A 19,838-nucleotide genomic window follows, 5' to 3' on the forward strand; every position below is an offset into this window, starting at 1 on the left:
GGGGGGCTACAGGGGACGGAGGTGCAGGATTCGGGCGGTGGGCGCGGGGACGGTGGCGGTGACGGCGAGCTTCCCGGTACGCGGGTTCCACTCGTGGCTCCAGCCGCCGGCCGCCGCCGGGTAGGCGATCTCCACGCTCACGTCCCGTCCCGCCAGGTGGGGGAGTTCGAGCACGGCGGTGTCCGCGGCCCCCGGTCTGCGCCAGATCCCCAGACGGGTGACCTGTTCGGTCCGCAGGCCGAGGGCCAGCCACGGGTCCTCCCAGCCGGGCAGGCCGAGCGGCCAGCACGGCGTGGACCGCGGCAGGTCCAGGCGCAGGCTCTGATGGAGCCGTACGCCGTCGCTGACCAGGGTGCGCTGGGCGTCGTCCATGCGGTGGAGGTTGCCCGACAGGTAGAGGCGGCCCAGGATGCCGGTGCACATCGTGAAGGCGATCTCCTCGGCCGTCATCTCGGGTTGCGGGTAGGCCCAGTTGGCGGCCTGCTCGGGCAGCACCGACAGGGGCGCGGCGACCGCGATCGGCGGGTAGCGCAGGAAGTCCTGCTGGTCGCTGGTGGACTGCAGCTGCAGGCGGGCCAGCATCGCGTAGTCCATGCGCATCGCCCCCGAGCCGCAGTTCTCCAGCACCAGGCGCGGGTGCCGGTCCAGGACGCCCTCCAGCCAGGCCAGGTGGGCCCGGTTGTGCGCGAGCAGGCCGGCGCCGGCGCTGGCGGCGTCCAGGTCGGTGCCGGGGCCGGGGTCGATGTTGTAGTCGAGCTTGAAGTAGCCGATGCCCAGCTCCTCCACCAGGCGGTCCACCACCTGGTCGAGGTGCGCGCGGGCAGCGGGGTGGCGCAGGTCCAGGTGGTGGCGGCCGTGCTCGGCGATCCGTACGCCGCCGCGCTGCAGGAACGCCTCCGCGGGCAGCTTGTCGGCCATCGGGCTGCGTACCCCGATCACCTCGGGCTCCAGCCACAGGCCGGGCGTCATGCCGTGGCCCGTGATGCGGGCCAGCACCTCCTCCAGGCCGTGCGGGAAGCGGGTCTGGGAGGGCTGCCACTCGCCCACGCTGTCCCACCAGTCGCCGCCGTCGTCGTACCAGCCGGCGTCCACGCAGAACACCTGCGCCCCGGCCGCGGCGGCGGCGTCGATGAGGGGCAGCAGCTTGTCCGTGGTCGGGTCGCCCATCAGCGTGTTCATGTAGTCGTTGAACACGACCGGCAGCGCGGGCCGGTCGGGGTGGGGGCGCAGCAGCGCCCGCCGGTACGCGGTCAGGGCCGCCACCGCCCGCTCGAAGCCGGGTCCCTCGCCGGCGTCGCCGTCGTTGCCCTCGTCGCCCTCGTCGCCCTCGGAAACGGCGATCGCGACGGGCACGGTGGTGAACGACTCGCCGGGCGCGAGCAGCTCGCTCCACTGGTGGTCGAGGTCGGTGGGGCCGGACAGGGCGACGTACGCGCCGTCCAGCCGCTCGCCCGTCTCCCACCGCCACGGCCCGTTGTGCTCGATCTGCCACAGCCAGGTCCGGCCGGTACGCCGGTCGCTCAGCCCGCCCATCGGCACGTGCCGCCCGCTCGACCAGGTGCCGGAGCTGGTCAGCGCGAACACGCCCTTGCCGTGCTGGCCGTGCCCGGCCAGGCCGAGGTCGGCGACGTGCTCGCGCAGCGGGCGCCTGGTCCAGCGGCTCTCGCCCAGCCACTCGCTGTCGGCGTACAGGACGTCCAGGTCGTTCACCGGCCGCCCGAGGAAGCCGGCGGCGAACGAGGTGACGGCCAGCAGCGGCACCGGCCTGTCGCCGGTGTTCGTCACCCGCACGCGCGCCTGCACGGCCGCCACCCCGTCGGGGGAGCGCAGGATCATCTCCGCGTCCAGCCCGGCCGCCTCGTCCCGCAGCCGTACGCGCAGCTCGTGCCATCCGCCGGCGCTCGACTGCTCGGCTCCGGCGTAGCGCAACCGGCAGCCCACCGCCGTCTCCGACAACCGCTGCGACGCCCTGGCCCGCCCCTCGCCCGGCACCAGCACCTCCACCAGCGGCTGAGACGGGCGCGCCGGCGTCCGGTCGGGACCCGCCGACAGCTCGCGCAGCGCCACCGGGCGATCCGGGTGGATCTCCAGGATGGCGGTCAGGCCGGCATGGCCCCAGCGCAAGGTCTCGACGATGTCAGCAGGCATCAAGCGGCTCTCTTTCGGGCGAAGTTGATGTGACCGGTCACATCCATGGCCACAGTGTGAGCGGTCACACGCCACTCGCAAAAGCCCCCTTTGCGGGATCGTTACGAACGCATTTCGCCCGGCGCCCTTACGGCGCGGGGCTCCCGGATGTTCCTCAGGCGCGGGGCGGGGGAGCGGTGGACTCGCGCAGCACCAGGGTGGGCGGCGTGAGGGCGAGCTCAGGCTGTGGCCGCCCGGTGAGCTCCGCCACGGCCGCGCGGAAGCAGGCCCTGCCCAGGCCGGCGAAGTCCATCCGTACGGTGGTCAGGGCGGGCGTCCAGTACGCCGAGCCCGGGATGTCGTCGAACCCGACGATGCTCACGTCACCGGGCACGTCCTTGCCCGCGTCGTACAGTGCCCTGCGCACCCCCTGCGCGATGTCGTCGTTGCCGCACAGGATGGCGGTGACGTCGGGGGCGGCGGCCAGCCGCTGCCCGGCCGCGTACGCGGACCGGACGTCCCACCCGCACGCCAGCACCCCGGGGATCTCGGCCCCCGCCTCCCGCAACGCGTCCCGCCACCCCGCCAGCCGCCCCCCAGCCACCAGCTGACCGCCAGAAGCGCCCCCGACCAGCAGCTCTCCAGAGACCGGCGGGACGTCAGAAGGGCTGCCCGCCCGTCCACCACCGCCCAGCGGGTCGCCGGGGAGGCCGCTCGGCGACTCGTCGCCTGCCACCGTCCTGCCTGTCGCGACCGGGGCACCCTCGGAGGGGATGGCCACGTGGTGCACGGTGCGGTGGCCCAGCGCGAGCAGGTGTCGCGTGGCGTCGGCCGCCGCGCGCCGCTCGTCCAGGGCGATCGCGACCCGCCCCCGGTCGGGTGCGGCCGGCTCGGTGGCGGCGACGGCGGGCACGTGCTCGGGCAGCGCCTCCAGCACCGCGATCCCCAGGGGATCGAACGCGATCACCACCACGCCCCCCGCGCTGGCGTCGCTGACGTAGTCCACGGTCTGCTTGACCTCGGCGGGCTCGGCCGACTCCACGACCCTGATGCCCATCGCCATGCCCTCGGCCCGGGCGGCCTCCTCCAGGCCCTGCAGTGTGGCGGCGTACCCGTACAGCATGGTGTTGGACGTCACGACCGTGATGCCGCGCGCCCGCCCCAGGCTCAGGGCGCGCGCCGCCCGGCTGGGCCGGAACCCGAGCCGCTCGATCGCCGCCAGCACCGCCGTACGCGTCTCCGGCCGCACGCGCGGCGACTCGTTCAGCACGCGCGAGACGGTCTGGTACGAGACCCCGGCGGCGGCGGCGACGTCCCGGATGCTGGGTGCGGCTCCGCCGCGAGCGGCGGTGCGGGGCGCGCGTCGAGGAGTCGGAGTCACGATCACATGGTAGGACGGCCCACGAACCGGACGCCGCGCCCGGCCCCGCCAACCCCGACCCGACCTCCTTCGGGAGCTCGCGGCCGCTCCCGGAACGTCGGCCCGCTCCGCCGGACGCCGGTTTCGCCCTCCCCGCGCCTGGCGGCCGTCGCATGCAGCCGCGCAGGACCGTTCGAACGGGCGAGCGTGCCGTCGGGCGCCGCTCCAGTGCCGGGGCCTTCGGGCGGCGCGGGCGCGCTGGAGGTGGTGGTCAGGCGTAGTGGCGGTAGATGGCGCGGGCGGCGCAGGCGGGCTTGGCGGAGCCGTCGATCTCGACGGTGAAGTCCATGGCCATCTGCACCCCGTTGCCCGGGACGTCCTCGACGGAGACGACCTGGCCGGCCAGCCGGATCTTGGCGCCCACTCTGACCGGGCTGGGGAAGCGGACTTTGTCCAGGCCGTAGTTGATGCTCATGGTCACGCCCTGGATGTCGAGCAGTTCGCCGAAGAGCGGGATGATCAGGGCGAGGGTGAGGTAGCCGTGTGCGATGGTGCCGCCGAAGGGTCCGTTCCGGGCGCGTTCGGGGTTGGTGTGGATCCACTGGTGGTCGCCGGTGGCCTCGGCGAAGGTGTCGACCCGCTCCTGGGTGATCTGCAGCCAGGCGGTGCGGCCGAGGTCGCGGCCGGTCAGTGCCTTGATCTCGGCCAGGCCGGTGGCGGTGGTGGTCATCGCTGGGTCTCCTTGGCGGTGAGGCCGAGCAGGCGGGCGGCGTTGTGCTTGAGGATCTTGGGGCGGACCTCGGGTTTGATGTCGAGGCCGGCGAAGTCGGCCAGCCACCGGTCCGGGCTGATCACGGGATAGTCGGAGCCGAACAGCACCTTGTCCTGCAGCAGGCTGTTGGCGTAGCGGGTCAGTTGCGGCGGGAAGTATTTCGGCGACCAGCCGGACAGGTCGATGTGCACGGTGGGTTTGTGGGTGGCGACGGCCAGGGCCTCGTCCTGCCAGGGGAACGACGGGTGGGCGAGGATGATCTTCAGGTGCGGGAAGTCGACCGCCACGTCGTCGACGAGCATCGGGTTGGAGTGCTTGAGCCGGATGCCGGCGCCACCGGGCACGCCGGCGCCGATGCCGGTCTGGCCGGTGTGGAACAGGGCGATCGCGCCGAGCTCCTCGATCACGTCGTACAGCGGGTAGGCCATCGGGTCGTTGGGGTCGAAGCCCTGGATGCTGGGATGGAACTTGAAGCCGCGGACCCCGTGCTGTTCGACCAGGCGGCGGGCCTCGCGCGCGCCGGCGCGGCCCTTCCACGGGTCGATGCTGGCGAACGGGATCAGCACGTCGGCGTGCGCGGCGCAGCTGTCGGCGATCTCCTCGTTGGCGATCCGGCGATGGCCGGTGGCGTGCTCGGCGTCCACGGTGAACACCACCGCGGCCATCGCGCGCTGCCGGTAGTAGGCGGCCATCTGCTCGATCGTGGGGCGCTCGTGCGAGCCGAAGTAGTCGGCCGAGGCGCCGAACAGCTCCGGGCTCAGCGACACGTGCCCGTCCGCGGCGACCTCGGCGTGGGTGTGGACGTCGATCGCGACCAGCTCGTCGACGTTCACGCGACCGGTTCCCGCATCCGTACCGCGACCTCGGACTCCGCCGCCGCGGCCTTCCCTGACAGATCCACGAACGTCACCTCATCGGAAATGTGGGGCATTCCTGCAACCTCCGTCACAGCTTTGCCCAATAACCGGCGCCCGTCTACCCTCGATCCGTGACCTTCCGCGAGGGAGACGACCCGCCGCAGCCCGCGTCCCCGCGGCCGCAGTCGTTGATGTTCAGCTTCCTCGGCGTCTACGTGCTGGGCCGCCGCGTCGCCGTCTACTCCGGCAGCGTCATCGACGTGTTCGCCCGGCTGGGCCTGACGGAGGAGGCGGTGCGCTCGACGCTCACCCGCATGGTCAAGCGGGGGCTGCTGGCCCGGCACCGCCAGGGGCGCAAGACGTACTTCGGGCTCACCCCGCATGCCGCGGACATCCTGGAGGACGGCCGCCGGCGGGTCTGGGAGACCGGCGCGGTCAACCGCGACTGGGACGGCTCCTGGACGCTGGTCGGCTTCTCCCTGCCCGACAGCCGCCGCAGCACCCGCCACGACCTGCGCTCCCAGCTCGTCTGGGCCGGATTCGGCCTGCTGCACAACGGCATGTGGATCGCGCCGGGCACCAAGGACGTGAGCGCCATCGTCACCGAGCTGGGCCTGCGCGACCACGTCACCGTCCTGGCCGTCCGCGCGACCGGGCCGACCGAGTCGGCCGACCTCGTACGCAGGGCCTTCGACACCGAGCAGATCGCCGGCCGCTACCACGCCTTCCTCGACCGCTGGGACACCCCCGGCCCGCAACCCGCGCTGCCCGACGACCTGGCCCGGCAGCTCCTGCTGCACACCGACTGGCTGCAGCTCGTCCGCCAGGACCCGCACCTGCCCGCCGAGCACCTGCCGCCGGACTGGCCGGCCATCCGGGCCGAGCAGGTCTTCCACACGCTGGCCCGCGCCTACCGGCGGCCCGCGGGCCGGCTGGCCGACACCGTCCTGGACGAGCTGCCCCTCCACCCGTGACCGCGTACGTGGTGGTCCTGCGCGGGATGGGGACCCTGGGGCGTGAGCGCCGAATACGTGGGCAGGGTCCTTGGTGACCGCGATCAGCTACTCGAGGGACGCCGACATGACCTCTTCACCCGGTCCTCACCAGCCGGAAAGGCCTCGTGACGCCGTCCCGGCCGATGCGCGGGAGCCGTCGGTGGAAACCGAGATCGGGCGCGTCAAGGAGCCCGCGAGGCTGTTGCGCGTGAGCACCATGGCGCGCTCGCTGCTCGACGAGGCCCGCGGGCTCTCCCTGGACGAGCACGCCCGTGATCAGCTCCGGCACATTCACGCGCGGGTGGTCGCGGAGATCGCCGACTCGGTGGCGCCGGAGCTGCGGGACGAGCTGAACCGGCTGCTGCCCCCGCCCTCGGAGACCCTCACCCAGGCGGAGATCCGGATCGCGCAGAGCCAGCTCGTGGGCTGGCTGGAAGGGGTCTTCCAGGGGATCAGGATCGGGCTGACCCTCCAGCAGGCCCGCCCGGCCCCGCACCCCGGACCGGGCACGGACACCGGCCCCTACCTCTGACCGCCTGCCCCCGGCCTTCGACCCCCGGTTCAACTACCGGTGGCCCGGCCCGGCTTGCCGCCGATCGCCTCGGAAGGAGCGGGCGCGCCGCGAACCGCGCGGCCGGCCGAGGGGAACAGCGGGCGGCGCGTGGCGGTCAGGAGAGGCAGCGGTGGGTGGCCTCGATGAGGTGGCGGGCGCGGTCGTCGCCGCCCTCGATGAGCTCCGTCATGCGGTTGGGGACGTAGGCGAAGGCGAGCTCGTTGTCCGGGTCGGCGTAGGCGAAGACGCCGGTGACGCCGGGGTGGCCGAAGGCGGTGGGGGAGGTGGTGGCGGGCCACATGGGGCCGCCGGGCAGCATGAAGCCGCGGCCGTAGGAGGTGTGGCAGCGCAGGACGAGGTCCATGCCGGCGGCCTCCACGGTACGGGCCCGGTCGGTGGCCTGCGGGCGTAGCAGCCGGATGCCGTCGACCTCGCCGATGAGGGCGGCGTACAGGCGGGCGAGCGCGGTGGCGTTGCCGGTCCCGCCGCAGGAGGGGATCTCGGCCGAGGGCAGGCCGGCGAGCAGGTTGCCGGTCAGGGCGAGGCTGCCGAAGGTGGAGCGGTGGAAGAGGGAGGCCGGGTCGCAGATGGCCTGGTTGAGCTCGCGGAGCTGCGGGTCGGCGCGGCCCTGGAGGAGTTGCTGCGGGGTGGGCGGAAGGAGGGCGGCCAGGCGGCGGTGCCGGCCGGGCGGCGGGCCGACGTGCAGGTCGAGGCCGAGCGGGGCGGCGATCTCGGTGGCGAAGAACCGGCTGGTGGACTGGCCGGTGACGCGCTGGATGATCTCGCCGACCAGCCAGCCCATGGTCAGGCAGTGGTACCCGTGCGCGCGACCGGGATGCCAGGCGGGGCGGGCGGTGGCCAGGGCGTCGGTGACGGCGGTGCCCTGCCGGAGGTCGGTCAGCGTCAGGGGCGGGTCGACGGTGACCACGCCTGAGCGGTGCCCGAGCACCCACCTCAGCGGGATCCCCGCCTTGCCCCGGGCCGCGAACTGCGGCCAGTAGTCGGCCACGGGCGCGTCGAGGTCGAGGATGCCCCGGTCGACCAGCAGCATGGCGGTGGCGGCGATCAGGCCCTTGGTGGCGGAGGCCAGGAGGGTGATCGTGTCCGGCCGCCATTCGGGGGCGTCGTCCTGGGCGCCGGTCAGCCCGCCCCACAGGTTCACGACCGCCTGCCCGCGGTGGTAGACGGCCACGCAGGCGCCGAGCTCCCGGCCCTGGGCGAAGTTGTCCTCGAACGCCTCGCGTACGGCGCCGAACCGGGGCTCGCACATCCCGCGGACCTGGCTCACGGACCCCTCCTCACGACCCCTGACGTCTGGGCGCGGGGGTTCGAGGGGGAATGTGCTGCTGACCCGAGAGGGACCCCCTACCCCGGGCGTTTCCTGCGAAACGGGCTCCCCAGGCGACGGGCACCCCGGCCGGACGCGCGGGACGCGCTGGAGGGCCCGCCGGGCGGTCAGGCGAAGGGGCTCCAGGGGAGGACCCGGCCGAACCGGACCAGCTCGCCGTAGTGGGCCGGGTCGACGGGGTTCTGGACGAGGTCGAGGAGGGGTTCGGCGGCCTGGGCGGGGCTGGGGGCGTCGGCGACGTTCCACCACAGGGCCGAGGTCGGTGTGTTGATCATGCCGGGGCAGACGGCGGCGAGCAGGATGCCGCGGCGGGCGTCCGCGGCCCGGCGCTGCCCGGCGAGCGCGCGTACGGCGGCGACCTGGGCGATCTTGGACGGGATGTTGACGAAGCCGGGCCACGCCCCGGCGCGGGCGCTGCCGTCCTTGACGGCGTCGCGCCAGGCCGCCACCTGCTTGTCCACCTCCTCCAGCGACGTCAAGCCGTCGAAGCGGTCATGCAGTACGGGCGCCAGATGGTGCAGCGTGCCCAGCGTGCTGGCGACCACGACGAGCCGCCCGCCATCGCGCACCAGCGGCCCGAAGGCCCGCAGCAGCCGGGTGGTGCCGAAGTTGTTGACCTCGGTGTAGGCGTCCATCAGCGTGCGCGGGTCGTCGTCGGGGCCGATGCGCATCACGGCGTTGCCGAAGACGACGTCCACGCCGCCGTGCCGGTCCTGGAGCAGGCCGGCGAACCGGGCGGCGGCGTCGGGGTCGGCGACGTCGAAGAGCTCGCCCCGTACCCGGGCGCCGGTTCGCGGCATCGCGTCGGCGGCCCGCGCCACGCGGCCGGCGTCACGGCCGGTGAGGTAGACGGTGTCGGCCGGGTTCAGGCGCCGGGCCAGACCCTCGACGAGGGCCAGGCCGAGGCCCTGCGTCGCGCCGGTCACCAGGGCGACTCGGGGTGGGGTTGTCATTCGGGCTCCTTGTGATGGGAAGTGCCACGCGGAGTGCGGCAGCGTCCGGTCCGGGGTGCGATTCGCGCCCCGGGCACGCGGTTCTGCCCGCGGACGCGGGTTCGAGAGCTGGGGTCGCACCCAGGTTAGGCAGGCCGGAGGGGATGCGGCCAGCGAAAGTTTCTCAACCGTGGTATGCGTAATCGTCATGGCCTTCACCGACGCCTCGCTCACCGCCCTGCGGGTCTTCCGGGAGGTGGCCGAGCGCGGGACGCTCACCGCGGCGGCCACCGCACTCGGCTACACGCAGTCCGCCGTCTCCCGCCAGATCGCCTCGCTCGAACGCGCGGCGGGCGCCCCGCTCCTGGAGCGGCGCCACGACGGCGTGCGGCTCACCTCGGCGGGACGGATCGTGCTGCGCCGCGCCGCCGCCGTCGTGGACCAGGTCGACGCGGGTGCGCGGGAGCTCGCCGGGCTCCCCGACGAGCCCAGCACGGTACGCCTCGGCTGGTTCCCCAGCGCGGGCGCCGCCCTGGTGCCCCGCGCGCTGGCCGCCCTGCGCGTCACGCACCCGGCCATCACCGTCGACTCCAGGGAGGGCCGGACGCCGGCCCTGGTCCGCGCCCTGCGCGCCGGTACGGTCGATTTCGCCGTCCTGGCCTCCGTCCCGCCCTTCCGGCCGCCCGACACCGAGACGCCGGCGCTGGAGCTCCAGACCTTGACGGAGCGCAGCCTGCACGTGGCCGTCCCGGCCGGCCACCCCCTCGCCCGCGGCGACTACATCGACGTCGCCGACCTGCACGGGCAGAGCTGGATCGCCGGCCCCGGCAGCGCGGCGGCGGGTGGCGCGGGTGACAGCACGGGGATGGGCGCCTGGCCCGGCCTGGACGAGCGCCCCCGGATCGCCCATTCCGCCCGCGACTGGCTGGCCAAGCTCGGCCTCGTGGCCGCCGGCTGCGGCCTGACGACCGTCCCGGCCTCGCTCGCCCCCGCCGTGCCGCCCGGCGTGCGCGTCCTCCCGGTACGCGGCGGACCCCAGGAACGGCGCCGCCTGCTCCTGGCCCGGCTGCCGGGCCCGCTGCCGGAACCCGTCGCCCGCCTCGCGCAGGTGCTGCGCGAGGCCGCGCTCACCCCGTAGCGACCGGCAGGCGCCGCACACCGCCGTGGCGAGGGGGAGTCACGCGCCCGTCCCGTAGGGCTGGAGGCCCTCCACCGCGTACGTGACGAGCGTGGTCAGCACCTCCTTGACCGACCTCCGCTCACGCACGTCGCACAGCACGATCGGGATGCCCTCGTTCAGCCCGAGCGCCCGCCGTACCTTCGCCGGGTCGTACCGGCGGGCGCCGTCGAAGCAGTTCACCCCGACCACGAACGGGATCCCGCGCTGCTCGAAGTAGTCCACCGCCGGGAAGCAGTCCTGCAGGCGGCGGGTGTCGGCGAGCACGACGGCGCCGAGCGCGCCCAGGGCCAGCTCGTCCCACATGAACCAGAACCGGTCCTGCCCCGGCGTGCCGAACAGGTACAGCCACAGCCCTTCCCGGATGGTGATCCGGCCGAAGTCCAGCGCCACAGTGGTGGTGATCTTGGACTCCACGCCCGAGGTGTCGTCCACCCCGATGCCGCGATCGCTCAGCAACTCCTCCGTGTGCAGCGGCCGGATCTCGCTGATCGTGCCGACCATGGTCGTCTTGCCGACGCCGAAGCCGCCCGCGACCAGGATCTTGATGGCCAAGGCCGAGGCGACCGCGGTCGCCCCCGGCTCAGAGGCTGCGTAGTCCATGCAGCACTTCCCTGTAGATGCGTTCGTCGATCGTCTGCGCCACGGGACGCGGGCGCTCGATGGTGACCAGGCCCTCGCGCCGCAGGTCGCCCAGGATCACCCGGGTGATGTTGAGCGGCAGCCTGAGGTGCGCCGCGACGTCCGCCACCGGCGTGGGCCGGCGGCACAGGGCGAGCACGGCACGGTGCTCGGGGATCAGGTCCACGGGCTCGTGGGTGTCGCCGGCCGTCGTGACGATGGCCACCAGGTCGAACGCCTCGCCCTGCGGCCGCGCCCGGCCCCCGGTCAGCCCGTACAGCCGGATCAGCGGCCCGGGATCCTCTCCGGTCACGGTCTCGCGCCGTTCCAGGCGGGTGCCGGTGCCGCTCCCCTCGGATGCGCGGCGAGGTGCTCGCCGACCCGCTTGACCATCAGGGCCATCTCGTACGTGACCATGCCCAGCTCGGCGTCGGCCGTGGCGATGACGGCCAGCCGGGCGCCCTGACCGGCCGCGGTGACGAACAGGAAGCCCTCGTCCATCTCGATGATCGTCTGCCGTACACCGCCCATGGCGAAGTGCCGCCCCGCCCCCATGGCGAGGCTGTGGCTGCCGGCGGAGATGGCGGACAGGTGCTCCGCGTCCTCCCTGGTCAGCTCGCGGGAGTTGCCCATGGACAGCCCGTCCGCGGACAGCACGATGGCGTGCCGGATGCCCGGGACGCGCTGGATGAGGTCGTCGAGCAGCCAGCTCAGTTCACTTCTGGGGTCAGGCATCGGGTTGGTCGTCCTTTCCGTTCCACATGTCTCGCTCCTGCCTCGCTTGCTGGCGACCCTGCTGCCAGCCGCGTTGCATGGACGACATGAGCTGTGCGAGCTCCTCCGGCGAGCGGGCCGGGGTCGAGCGACGCTCCGCGCGCCCGTCCGTACGGAGCTGGGGAGCCAGGCTGGCCTGCGGGATCCGCATCGGCAGCCCGTCGAGGTCGTCGTCCGCCTCCTGGGCGGGCACCGTGACGCTCCAGCCGGCCGGCGGGCCGGGGGGCGGGCCGGTGGGCACGGTGGGGCCGGCCTCGTACGCCGGGCCGGGCCTCCGCACCGCATCGGGCTCACGAACGGGCTCGGGCGCGGGGCCCGGAGGGCGTACGTGGTCCTGGGTGCGGATCGCGTCCTGGGCGCCTACCGGGTCGGCGGGCCTGCGTGCCGGGCCGGCCTCGAACCAGGTCGCGCGCTCCGGCTCGGGAGCGATGGCCACCCCGCGCGGCCGCACGTCCGGGGCCGCCATGCCGAGCGCCCGCACGGGCCGGGCCACGCGGGTGGCGGCGTCCTGGCCTGGCTGGCCCATGGAGTGGGCGGCGGCCGTGAGGGCCGGGGGTTCGGCGCCGGCGAGCAGCGTGGCGGGCAGGAGCACGATCGCGGTGGTCCCGTCGTACGGCGAGCGGCGCAGCACGATCTTGATCCCGTGCCGGGCCGCCAGCCTGGCCACCACGAACAGCCCGAGCCGGTCGGTGTCGGCCAGGTCGAACTCCGGCAGGTCGGCCAGCCGGGCGTTGAGCTCGTCGAGGGTGGTCTGCGACAGCCCCAGCCCCCGGTCCTCCACCTCCAGGGCCAGGCCGTTGGCCGCCGTCACCCCGCGTACGCTCACGGTCGTGTCGGGCGGGGAGAAGACGGTGGCGTTCTCCACCAGCTCGGCGACCAGGTGGATCACGTCGGTGACGGCGGCGCCGACCAGCAGCGGGGCGTCCGGCATGGGCGCGACGGTGACGCGCGTGTAGTCCTCGACCTCCAGCACCGCCGCGCGTACGACGTCGAACAGCGGCACCGGGTCCCGCCAGCGGCGCGCGGGGGAGGAGTCGGACAGGATGATCAGGTTCTCGGCGTGCCGCCGCATGCGGGTGGTCAGGTGGTCGAGCTTGAACAGGTCCTCCAGGACCTCGGGCTCGTCCGCCCGGCGCTCCATGGTGTCGAGCAGCGCGAGCTGGCGGTGCAGCAGCGCCTGGTTGCGCCGGGCCAGGTTGAGGAAGACCTGCCCGACGCCCTTGCGCAGGGCCGCCTGGCCGACCGCGGCCTCGACCGCCGTGCGGCGTACCGCGGCGAACGCGTCCACCACGCGATCGACCTCGGCCGTGTCGGCCCGGTCGAGCCCGGGGGCCTCGGTGGCCGGGTCCACGTCGTCGCCGCGCCGCAGCCGCTCGACCAGCCGGGGCAGCCGCTCCTCGGCCAGCTCCACCGCCGAGCCCTGCAGCCGCTTGAGCTCGTCGACCAGCGAGCGCCCGAACCGGTACGACAGCGCCACCGACACGACCACCGCGGCCAGCCCCAGGAGCAGGACCATCCCGATCCGCCAGTACGCCCCGCTCTTCAGCGCCTCGGCCTCCGCGGCGGCGCGGGCCAGCTCCGTCTGCGTGTCCCGGTTGATCCCACCGATGATCGCCTCGGCGTCGCGGCGCCACTCGGCGGGGTCCACCGGCGGCGCCCCGTCGGTGTCCCAGGTGAACAGCTCGTCCTCGACCGAGATCAGCCGCCGGTACGGTTCGCTGGCCACCAGCCGGTCGTAGTCGGCGCGCAGCTCGGGCCCGGCGTCGCGCTCGGCGTTGGCGAAGACGAGGCGGCGGCTGGCCATCGCGGCCACGAACGCGCCCCGGTCGGCCGGGGTCATGCGGCGGTTCACGATCGTGGCGGTGAGCACGGCGTGCTCGCGGCCGAGATATTCCGCCGTGGCGCTGAAGGCCGCCATGCCGCGCACCCCGCGGAAGGACGACACGTCGCTCAGCGCGTCGCGGTCGCCGAACTGCCGGTTGGCCACGGCGATCAGGTTGTCGTACGCCTGGATGATCGTCAGCGGCGGCGCCAGCACGCCTCCGTCGGCGGAGGCCCGCAGCGCCTGCAGCCCGTCCAGCGCCTGCACCATCGTGCGCACCTGGGCCGGCGTCCCGCCGCCCGCCGCCTCGACGTCAACGGATCCGATGATCTCGCGCAGGCGCTTGGCCTGCGCGTCGGTGACCTCCCGCTGATCGGCCAGCGGCTTGTACGTCGCGGTGCTGCCCGGCGCCTCCGCCGAGAGCTGCCGCTCCTTCTGTAACTCCACGATCAGCTGTAACACGGGTGCGCCGATGGCCTCCCACCGGTCCTGTGCCTGCGAGACCGTGACGATCTCTTCCACACTGGAATAGGCGATGAACCCCCAGAGGGCAACCATGGAGACCAGCGGAAGCAGGAGGATCCTGAGCAGCTTGGTACGGATCGGCGGGGGCGAGCTCATCCATCTAGTCCAATTCCGCGCGTGGTGGTGCGTTTCTGTGGGCAGTCGTGAACTTGCTACCGGCCCCCGAGGATGCCCAGCCACGACTGGTTACGCCTGTGGTCCGTCCACTATGCCGATGGGGCAGATGTACTTCAAGGTACGGATGCGAAGAAACACCCGGAATGGCGGGTTGACTCTTTGTCAGCACACCGATCGTGACGGTGATCGTTGGCGGCTCACGTACAGTGACGAATTCAGACGAATGCGCTCAGGCCGGTGATCGCGCGCCCAGCTGACCACCTGGCGCATCTGCGTCGTGCGGTACGCCTTGGCCCTGCACGCGGACGCCCAGCTCGACCGGATCGCCACCGCCTTCGCCGCCGCCGGACGCCGCCTGGGCTCATCGGAGGATGAGCGTGACGACCTGGAGGACGATGACGAGCGACAGCGCCACGACGAGGACGAGCCAGCGGTGGTCGAGCCGGCCGGACCGGTCCCGGGTGGCGGGGGCGGCGTCCGGGTCCAGCAGGTCGCGCAGGACCGGGTTGATCTGGCTGTCCGGCAGCACCCGCTCCAGCTCGGGGACCAGGGCCGGCAGCCGGGAGCGCACCTCGGACGGCTGGCGCGTGGCCGCCCAGGCCCGCACGTCCTTCAGGATCTCCTTGACCTCCTTGGCGCTGGTCGCGGCGGCCAGGTCGGCCCGGAACTCCTCGAAGACGTCCCGCATCGCGTAGGTCCGCGCGGCCCCCTCGCCCTGCGCACCGCCCCCGGCCCGCACACCAGGCGCGGCCCCCTCGTCCTGCGCACCGCCCCCGGCCCGCGCGCCCTGGGCGGCCGCCTGCGCGTGCGCGGCCGGCGTGCCGGCGAGCGGCTCCCGGTGCCCCGCCTGCGGCTCCCGCCCGCCGGGCGCACGCCCTCGATCGGCCTGCCCCGCTCCCGCTCCCGCACCCGACTGCGCCGCCGAGGGGGACGGGGCCGCCTGCGCCCGGGCCGCCAGCGTTCGCGCGGCCTGAGTCCGCGGTTCCGGGGGCTGCGGTGGCCCGGGTTGCGACGCCTGGGCCGCCGGATACGGCGAGGCGGAGGCGGCACGCGGGGCCGGGGCGGGCGGCTGCCCGGCCTCGCCCGATGCGCGCGCCGCCGCCGACGGCGGCCCGGCCTGGCCGGACGCGCGGGCCGGCGGGCGCGGGGCCCAGGAATCCTCCGACGGCGCGGCGGCCCAGCCCACGGGCTCGGGCGGGGTGGTCGCGAGGAGCCGGATCCGCTCCTCCGGCGGCGTACCGTCCGTGAACCTCAGCCGCCTGACCAGCTCCACCAGCTCGTCCCGCGCGTACGCGTCCACCACCCGCGCCGCGATCTCCCCGTACTCGTCCTCCTGGTACGGCGCCCGCAGATCCACCCGCGCCCGGTGCGAGGCCCGCGACGACGGCCCCGGCCACTGCTGCAGGAAGACGACCTCCGCCCCCTGCGTCAGGTCGTCGCTCTCGTACGTGGAGAACGTCTCCGGATGCCGCCCCAGCACCAGGTCCAGGATGTCCACCAGCCCCCAGAGCTGCGCGACGGCGTCCCCGTGGGACGCCACGGACAGCTCCTTCCCGGGCCGGCGCAGCGCCTCCGCGACGATCGGCGCGAGCGTCCCGGCCCCGGCCCGCGCCCGCCGGTCGAGGGCCGTGCTGGACCGGGTGTAGGAATCGAGCAGCCGGGCCAGGTCGAGCGGCTGGTCGTCGGCGGGCAGCTGCTCGGCCCAGCCGGGGGCCAGGGCGAGCGCCTGGCGCACGTTCGGCATCGCGGGGGACCGGTCGGCGGAGCCGCCCAGGTACGCCTGGACGCGGATGGTCCGCCTGCTGTCCGAACCCCCGGTCCGGGTCCGCGCGAGCACCACCACCCGCCCGTCCACCAGGAGCCGGCAGACGCTCACCCCCGCCGCCGGCCCGGGGTCGAGCCAGGGCCCGAGCTGGTGGTACCAGCCCCGGGTGTCCTCCAGCGAGGAGCGCACGGGCCCGAGACCGGTGCGCCGCTCGTCCCACTCGAACTGGATCCAGTCGACGCTGGCGTAACGTCCCATCACAGCCCCACCTCCGGATAGCCGCGCAGCACGCCGGTCATGGCGAAGAGCGAGATCAGGGGCGCCAGGACCCGCCGGGGCCGGACACCCCGCCGGAAGCGCCCCTCGGTGGCGGTGGCGCCCGTCGCCGAGACGAAGTGCAGGGTGCACCTGCGGCACTTGTCGTACGGGCTCAGCCACGCCTGCGCGCCCCGCCGGTGCAGGAAGGCGTAGACGTCGCGGCTCTCCTCCAGCACCGCCTCCGGGTCCAGCCGGTCGGGCTCGCCGTACAGCCACGTGTCGACCGGCGCCTGGAAGCGCACCGCGTCGCTCTTGGTGACCGCGATGGCGGCGGGGATGTCCAGCCGCCCGCCGGTCTTGGGCAGCCGGTCGAGCACGGCGCGGAAGGACTCGTCGCCCATCCTGGCCGGCCGGGTGTCGGCGTCGATCACGAAGAGCAGCCCGCCGACGGCCGGCACGAACCTGGTCGCCTCGTGCGTGCTGCTGCGCAGCAGCTCGCCGGCGATGTCGAAGAAGGCCACCGCGGTGGTGTGCCGGCCGTCGTTGACCAGCAGCGCGTCGGCCGGTTCTGCGGTGGCCCGGTGGGTGGTGCGCGACAGGGCGACCCGCTCCACCATCAGCGGATGCACGTACGTGTCGACGTACTCGGCGTGCCGCTCGATGTCCACCGCGTCCGTGGTCAGCCCGTACGGCCGCAGCCCGCCCTGCTCGATGGCCCCGATCATGGCGGCCAGCAGGTGCGTCTTGCCCGTCTCCGGCCCGCCGACCAGGCCGATCACCAGCGGCCGGCCGTGCCGTACGTAGGTGTAGGGCAGGTGGTGCTCCTGGCTCGCGTCGGCCACCGGGGCCGGGCAGCGCACGTGGGCGGCACGCAGGAGGTCCTCGCGGCGGGCCCCGGTCACGTCGTCCAGGGACAGCGGCCGGTACTGGCCGGCCGGGGTGCGCTCGTAGAGCTCGTCCTCGCTCCAGGCGAACTCGTGCAGGCAGATCGGGCAGAGGATCACCGGGTCACCAACCAGAGGACGACGAGCAGGACGAGCAGCACGGCCAGCGGGAGCCAGCGGGCCCACCAGGGGCGCGGCGCCTCCTCCGGCGGCTCGGGCACCGGATGGACCCGGGTCACGGGCTCCTCGGTGGCGGACCCCGCGGAGGACGGCGCGGGGGCCGCCTCGGTCCTGGCCTCCCGCGCCCGGTCGAAGGCGGCGCGCCCCTCCTCCAGCCCGAGGTCCTGCTCGACGGGGACGGCCTGCATCGGGTCCGGTACGCGCAGCCGGGCCAGCACCTACCGCGCCGACGGCGGCTCGCCGGAGAACACGTCGTGGATGGGTTGCAGCGCCGGGGCGGCGGTGAGGTCGGGCAGGTCGGCGATGTCGCGGCCGGTGACCGTACGGTAGATCACCATGCCCGCGCTCCACAGGTCGTCGGCGGTGGCGGCCAGGCCCGTGCCCGCGCGCTGCGCCGGGCAGGCGTAGGGCGCCTCGCCCAGCCGCAGCCGCCGGCTGCCGATCAGCGTGGCCCGGCTGAGGTCGGTGAGCTGCACGTGGGAGCCGTCCCAGCGCACGGTCTCCGGCTCGATGCGCCGGTGCACGATCCCGCAGGCCGACAGGATGCGCACCGCGCGGAAGAGGCTCGCCTGCAGGGCCCGCTGCTCGGCGATCAGCAGCGCGCCGGACCTGCGGGTGACCGGCTCGCCCCGCCGGTCGGACAGCAGCACGAACGGCTCCTCCTCGTCGAGGCTGTAGCCCATCAGCCGGGGCAGCTCGACGGGGTAGGCCCGGCTCAGCCGGGTGAGCAGCCGGGCGCCCATGCGGGCCTCGTTCTCCAGCAGGTCGTAGAGGTATTCGCGGTCGCGGCCCTCGGCGCGGGGGACCCGCCGCTGCACGAGCCTGGTGCCCTGGACGACGAGGGTGAGCCGGCGCTCGAAGGGGTCGTGCCACGGCTCCGCCTCCACCTCCCAGGTCACCGGGTCGCCCTCGGGGGAGGTGAAGGTCAGCGGCTCAGGTTCCATCCCCACTCCAGTTCTCCTCCACCGTTCCGGGGCGAAGCGGCACCAGGCGCAGGGTCCCGGCGTACTGGCCCGACCGGGTCCACACCACGCCGGGCGGGTTGCCCTGTCCCCGTACGGCCCTGGGCGCGAACCGGACCGCGTACGCCTGCCGCAGCAGCACCGACAGGTCCCGGTCGCCGCACAGCTGCAACATCTGCCCGCCCGCCTGGGCGCTCAGAGCCCGCACGACCTGCTGGGACTGCCGCCACACCGCGTCCACGAGCTCCTGGCGGCCGGTGTCGCCGGTGCCGAAGTCGGGCTGTTCCTGCACGCCCCGGTGGGCCAGGTGGTAGCGGTACTGCCGGAGCGTCTCGTCCACCCGGCGTTCCAGCCCCGTCTGGACGTCCCGGTAGCCGCCGTGTTCGAGGGAGACCCAGCCGGGCTCCAGCCAGCCCGTCACCGCGTCGAGCAGGTCGCCGGTGATGACCTCGCGCAGCTGCCCGCCGCGGTCGCGCAGGCGTACGGTGACCTCCTCGTCCAGCGCCGGGGCGGCGGCGGCCTGGCCGGCCTCGGCCCTGCTCCAGTCCCGCAGCGTCCCGGCCACCTGCGCGCAGACCTCGCCCAGCGCGGCCGCCAGCGTGCGGGCCGCGTCGGAGGTGTGCGTGCGCGCCGCGCCGAGCGTCCACTCGCTGGCCGCGACCCGTTCCAGCCGCGCGCGCAGCTCGTCGAGCGCGGTCCTGGCCGGGCCGAGCGAGAGCTGCTCGCGCCACCACGCCCGCGAGCGCCGCCAGAAGACGAAGCGGTCGAGCAGCCCGGGAGGGAACTCGGCGGGCGCGTGCAGCGCGTTGAGCAGCTCGTCGGGGCAGATCCGCCAGAGGTCGCCGACGAAGGCGGCGCTGCCGATGGGCGCGCTGTGGTCGGCCAGCAGGCGCAGCCGCGAGGCCAGCCGCGCCAGGCTCTTGCGCTCGGCCAGGGCCGCCTCGACGTCGGCGCGCAGCTCGCCGACGATCTCGGCGTGCCCCATGAGCGCGGGGGTGGCGAACTTGACCCCGTTCGCGGCCAGCGTCTCGGCGGTGTCCTCGTCGGCGTGGTCGATCTCGGAGAACAGCCGCGCGACGGTGTCGCGGAACTCGGCCAGCGCCTTGCCCGCCGCGATCACCTCGTCGGCGATCGTGTTCCGGACCGGGGCGGCGTGGAAGTAGCCCAGGTCGTCCAGGGCGCGGGCGGCCCGGTCGAGCTGCTCGGCGGCCCGGCGGTGCAGCCGGTCCAGCGGGCCGTCATCGACGAGCGCGTCGAGGAGGTCGGCGGGCAGGTCCACGGTGCCGCTGAGCACCGGCAGCGCGGTGGCCAGCGGCGAGCTGAAGGTGGCGGTGTCCTGCTGGACGGGCCCGTCGAAGCGCTCGGCGACCTCCTGGAAGGCCTGGGCGAGCACCTCGGGGTCGATCCGGCCGGCCACGATGCGCCAGCCGGGCGAGGCGGTGCCGTATGGGATGTCGCCCAGGCTGTTGACCACCTCGTCGAAGACCTCCGGCTGGCTGAGCAGGTCGATCAGGATGGACTCCGAGCTCACCCCCGGCCCGTGCGCGGCCTCGCCGGTGTCGGCGTCCCACAGGATGCCGCAGGGGTCGCCCACCCACAGCACCCTGCGGCTCTCCCCGTCGAGCGCCGGGGGCAGGCGCAGCTCCGGCCCCAGCGCGACCACGAGCACCGACCTGACCAGGCGCGAGCTGAACACCTGCTGCAGGGCCTGCTGCCCGTTCGCCAGGCGCTCCGTGTCGGCGACCACCAGCACCCGGGGGCCGAGCCGGGCCGGCTCACCCTCGCGCAGGTCGAGCACCACGACCATGG

The 19,838-nt window shown here is 74.3% G+C and carries 18 protein-coding genes; 3 read left to right on the plus strand and 15 right to left on the minus strand.

The window, feature by feature from the left end; genetic code table 11:
• Positions 1 to 6 precede the first annotated feature (6 nt).
• From ACTWPW_RS20235 to ACTWPW_RS20250, 4 genes are all read right to left on the minus strand, one after another.
• Positions 7 to 2,148, minus strand: a complete 2,142-nt coding sequence (locus ACTWPW_RS20235) for an alpha-galactosidase (RefSeq protein ID WP_443169578.1) — start codon at positions 2,146 to 2,148, stop codon at positions 7 to 9.
• 154 nt (positions 2,149 to 2,302) lie between these two features.
• A complete protein-coding gene (locus ACTWPW_RS20240; protein WP_443169579.1) occupies positions 2,303 to 3,508 on the minus strand; it encodes a LacI family DNA-binding transcriptional regulator in 1,206 nt (401 codons plus the stop codon).
• A gap of 250 nt (positions 3,509 to 3,758) precedes the next feature.
• The gene (locus ACTWPW_RS20245) at positions 3,759 to 4,217 is read right to left on the minus strand and encodes a MaoC family dehydratase (protein ID WP_364113901.1); all 459 of its coding nucleotides are present in this window, start codon (positions 4,215 to 4,217) and stop codon (positions 3,759 to 3,761) included.
• On the minus strand, positions 4,214 to 5,092 hold the full coding sequence (locus tag ACTWPW_RS20250; RefSeq protein WP_443169580.1) for an amidohydrolase family protein: 879 nt from the start codon (positions 5,090 to 5,092) through the stop codon (positions 4,214 to 4,216). The genes ACTWPW_RS20245 and ACTWPW_RS20250 overlap by 4 nt, the downstream gene beginning before the upstream one ends.
• A 155-nt stretch (positions 5,093 to 5,247) precedes the next feature.
• On the opposite strand from ACTWPW_RS20250, the gene ACTWPW_RS20255 reads away from it, so the two are divergent.
• Complete coding sequence (locus tag ACTWPW_RS20255) at positions 5,248 to 6,090, plus strand: PaaX family transcriptional regulator (protein ID WP_443169581.1); 843 nt, start codon at positions 5,248 to 5,250, stop codon at positions 6,088 to 6,090.
• A 181-nt stretch (positions 6,091 to 6,271) separates the two neighbouring features.
• Positions 6,272 to 6,643, plus strand: coding sequence for a proteasome activator (locus ACTWPW_RS20260; protein WP_375114420.1), 372 nt, complete (start codon positions 6,272 to 6,274; stop codon positions 6,641 to 6,643).
• A 136-nt stretch (positions 6,644 to 6,779) separates the two neighbouring features.
• On the opposite strand, the gene ACTWPW_RS20265 is transcribed toward ACTWPW_RS20260, so the two are convergent.
• Both ACTWPW_RS20265 and ACTWPW_RS20270 read right to left on the minus strand, forming a co-directional pair.
• A complete protein-coding gene (locus ACTWPW_RS20265; protein ID WP_375114419.1) occupies positions 6,780 to 7,952 on the minus strand; it encodes a serine hydrolase domain-containing protein in 1,173 nt (390 codons plus the stop codon).
• A 167-nt stretch (positions 7,953 to 8,119) separates the two neighbouring features.
• Positions 8,120 to 8,965, minus strand: coding sequence for an SDR family NAD(P)-dependent oxidoreductase (locus tag ACTWPW_RS20270; RefSeq protein ID WP_375114418.1), 846 nt, complete (start codon positions 8,963 to 8,965; stop codon positions 8,120 to 8,122).
• Positions 8,966 to 9,152: 187 nt separating this feature from the next.
• On the opposite strand from ACTWPW_RS20270, the gene ACTWPW_RS20275 reads away from it, so the two are divergent.
• Complete coding sequence (locus ACTWPW_RS20275) at positions 9,153 to 10,082, plus strand: LysR family transcriptional regulator (RefSeq protein WP_443169582.1); 930 nt, start codon at positions 9,153 to 9,155, stop codon at positions 10,080 to 10,082.
• A gap of 39 nt (positions 10,083 to 10,121) precedes the next feature.
• On the opposite strand, the gene ACTWPW_RS20280 is transcribed toward ACTWPW_RS20275, so the two are convergent.
• From ACTWPW_RS20280 to ACTWPW_RS20320, 9 genes are all read right to left on the minus strand, one after another.
• The gene (locus ACTWPW_RS20280) at positions 10,122 to 10,724 is read right to left on the minus strand and encodes a GTP-binding protein (protein ID WP_375114416.1); all 603 of its coding nucleotides are present in this window, start codon (positions 10,722 to 10,724) and stop codon (positions 10,122 to 10,124) included.
• Positions 10,705 to 11,055 carry a DUF742 domain-containing protein gene (locus tag ACTWPW_RS20285; RefSeq protein ID WP_364113917.1) on the minus strand — a complete coding sequence of 117 codons (351 nt, stop codon included), beginning with the start codon at positions 11,053 to 11,055 and terminating at the stop codon, positions 10,705 to 10,707. The genes ACTWPW_RS20280 and ACTWPW_RS20285 overlap by 20 nt, the downstream gene beginning before the upstream one ends.
• Positions 11,052 to 11,477 (minus strand): roadblock/LC7 domain-containing protein, encoded by a 426-nt coding sequence (locus ACTWPW_RS20290; RefSeq protein ID WP_364113919.1) that lies wholly within the window; start codon positions 11,475 to 11,477, stop codon positions 11,052 to 11,054. The genes ACTWPW_RS20285 and ACTWPW_RS20290 overlap by 4 nt, the downstream gene beginning before the upstream one ends.
• A complete protein-coding gene (locus ACTWPW_RS20295) occupies positions 11,470 to 13,959 on the minus strand; it encodes a sensor histidine kinase (RefSeq protein ID WP_443169583.1) in 2,490 nt (829 codons plus the stop codon). Before ACTWPW_RS20295 ends, ACTWPW_RS20290 begins: the two co-directional genes overlap by 8 nt.
• A gap of 382 nt (positions 13,960 to 14,341) precedes the next feature.
• Complete coding sequence (locus ACTWPW_RS20300) at positions 14,342 to 16,003, minus strand: hypothetical protein (protein ID WP_443169584.1); 1,662 nt, start codon at positions 16,001 to 16,003, stop codon at positions 14,342 to 14,344.
• Positions 16,003 to 17,007 (minus strand): hypothetical protein, encoded by a 1,005-nt coding sequence (locus tag ACTWPW_RS20305; RefSeq protein ID WP_375114413.1) that lies wholly within the window; start codon positions 17,005 to 17,007, stop codon positions 16,003 to 16,005. Before ACTWPW_RS20305 ends, ACTWPW_RS20300 begins: the two co-directional genes overlap by 1 nt.
• The gene (locus ACTWPW_RS20310) at positions 17,004 to 17,285 is read right to left on the minus strand and encodes a hypothetical protein (protein ID WP_443169585.1); all 282 of its coding nucleotides are present in this window, start codon (positions 17,283 to 17,285) and stop codon (positions 17,004 to 17,006) included. Before ACTWPW_RS20310 ends, ACTWPW_RS20305 begins: the two co-directional genes overlap by 4 nt.
• Positions 17,286 to 18,011, minus strand: coding sequence for a hypothetical protein (locus ACTWPW_RS20315; RefSeq protein ID WP_443169586.1), 726 nt, complete (start codon positions 18,009 to 18,011; stop codon positions 17,286 to 17,288).
• The gene (locus ACTWPW_RS20320) at positions 18,001 to 19,836 is read right to left on the minus strand and encodes a hypothetical protein (protein ID WP_375114411.1); all 1,836 of its coding nucleotides are present in this window, start codon (positions 19,834 to 19,836) and stop codon (positions 18,001 to 18,003) included. Before ACTWPW_RS20320 ends, ACTWPW_RS20315 begins: the two co-directional genes overlap by 11 nt.
• Positions 19,837 to 19,838 lie beyond the last annotated feature (2 nt).

The sequence above is a fragment of the Nonomuraea sp. KM90 genome, from assembly GCF_052246675.1.
Lineage (GTDB): Bacteria > Actinomycetota > Actinomycetes > Streptosporangiales > Streptosporangiaceae > Nonomuraea.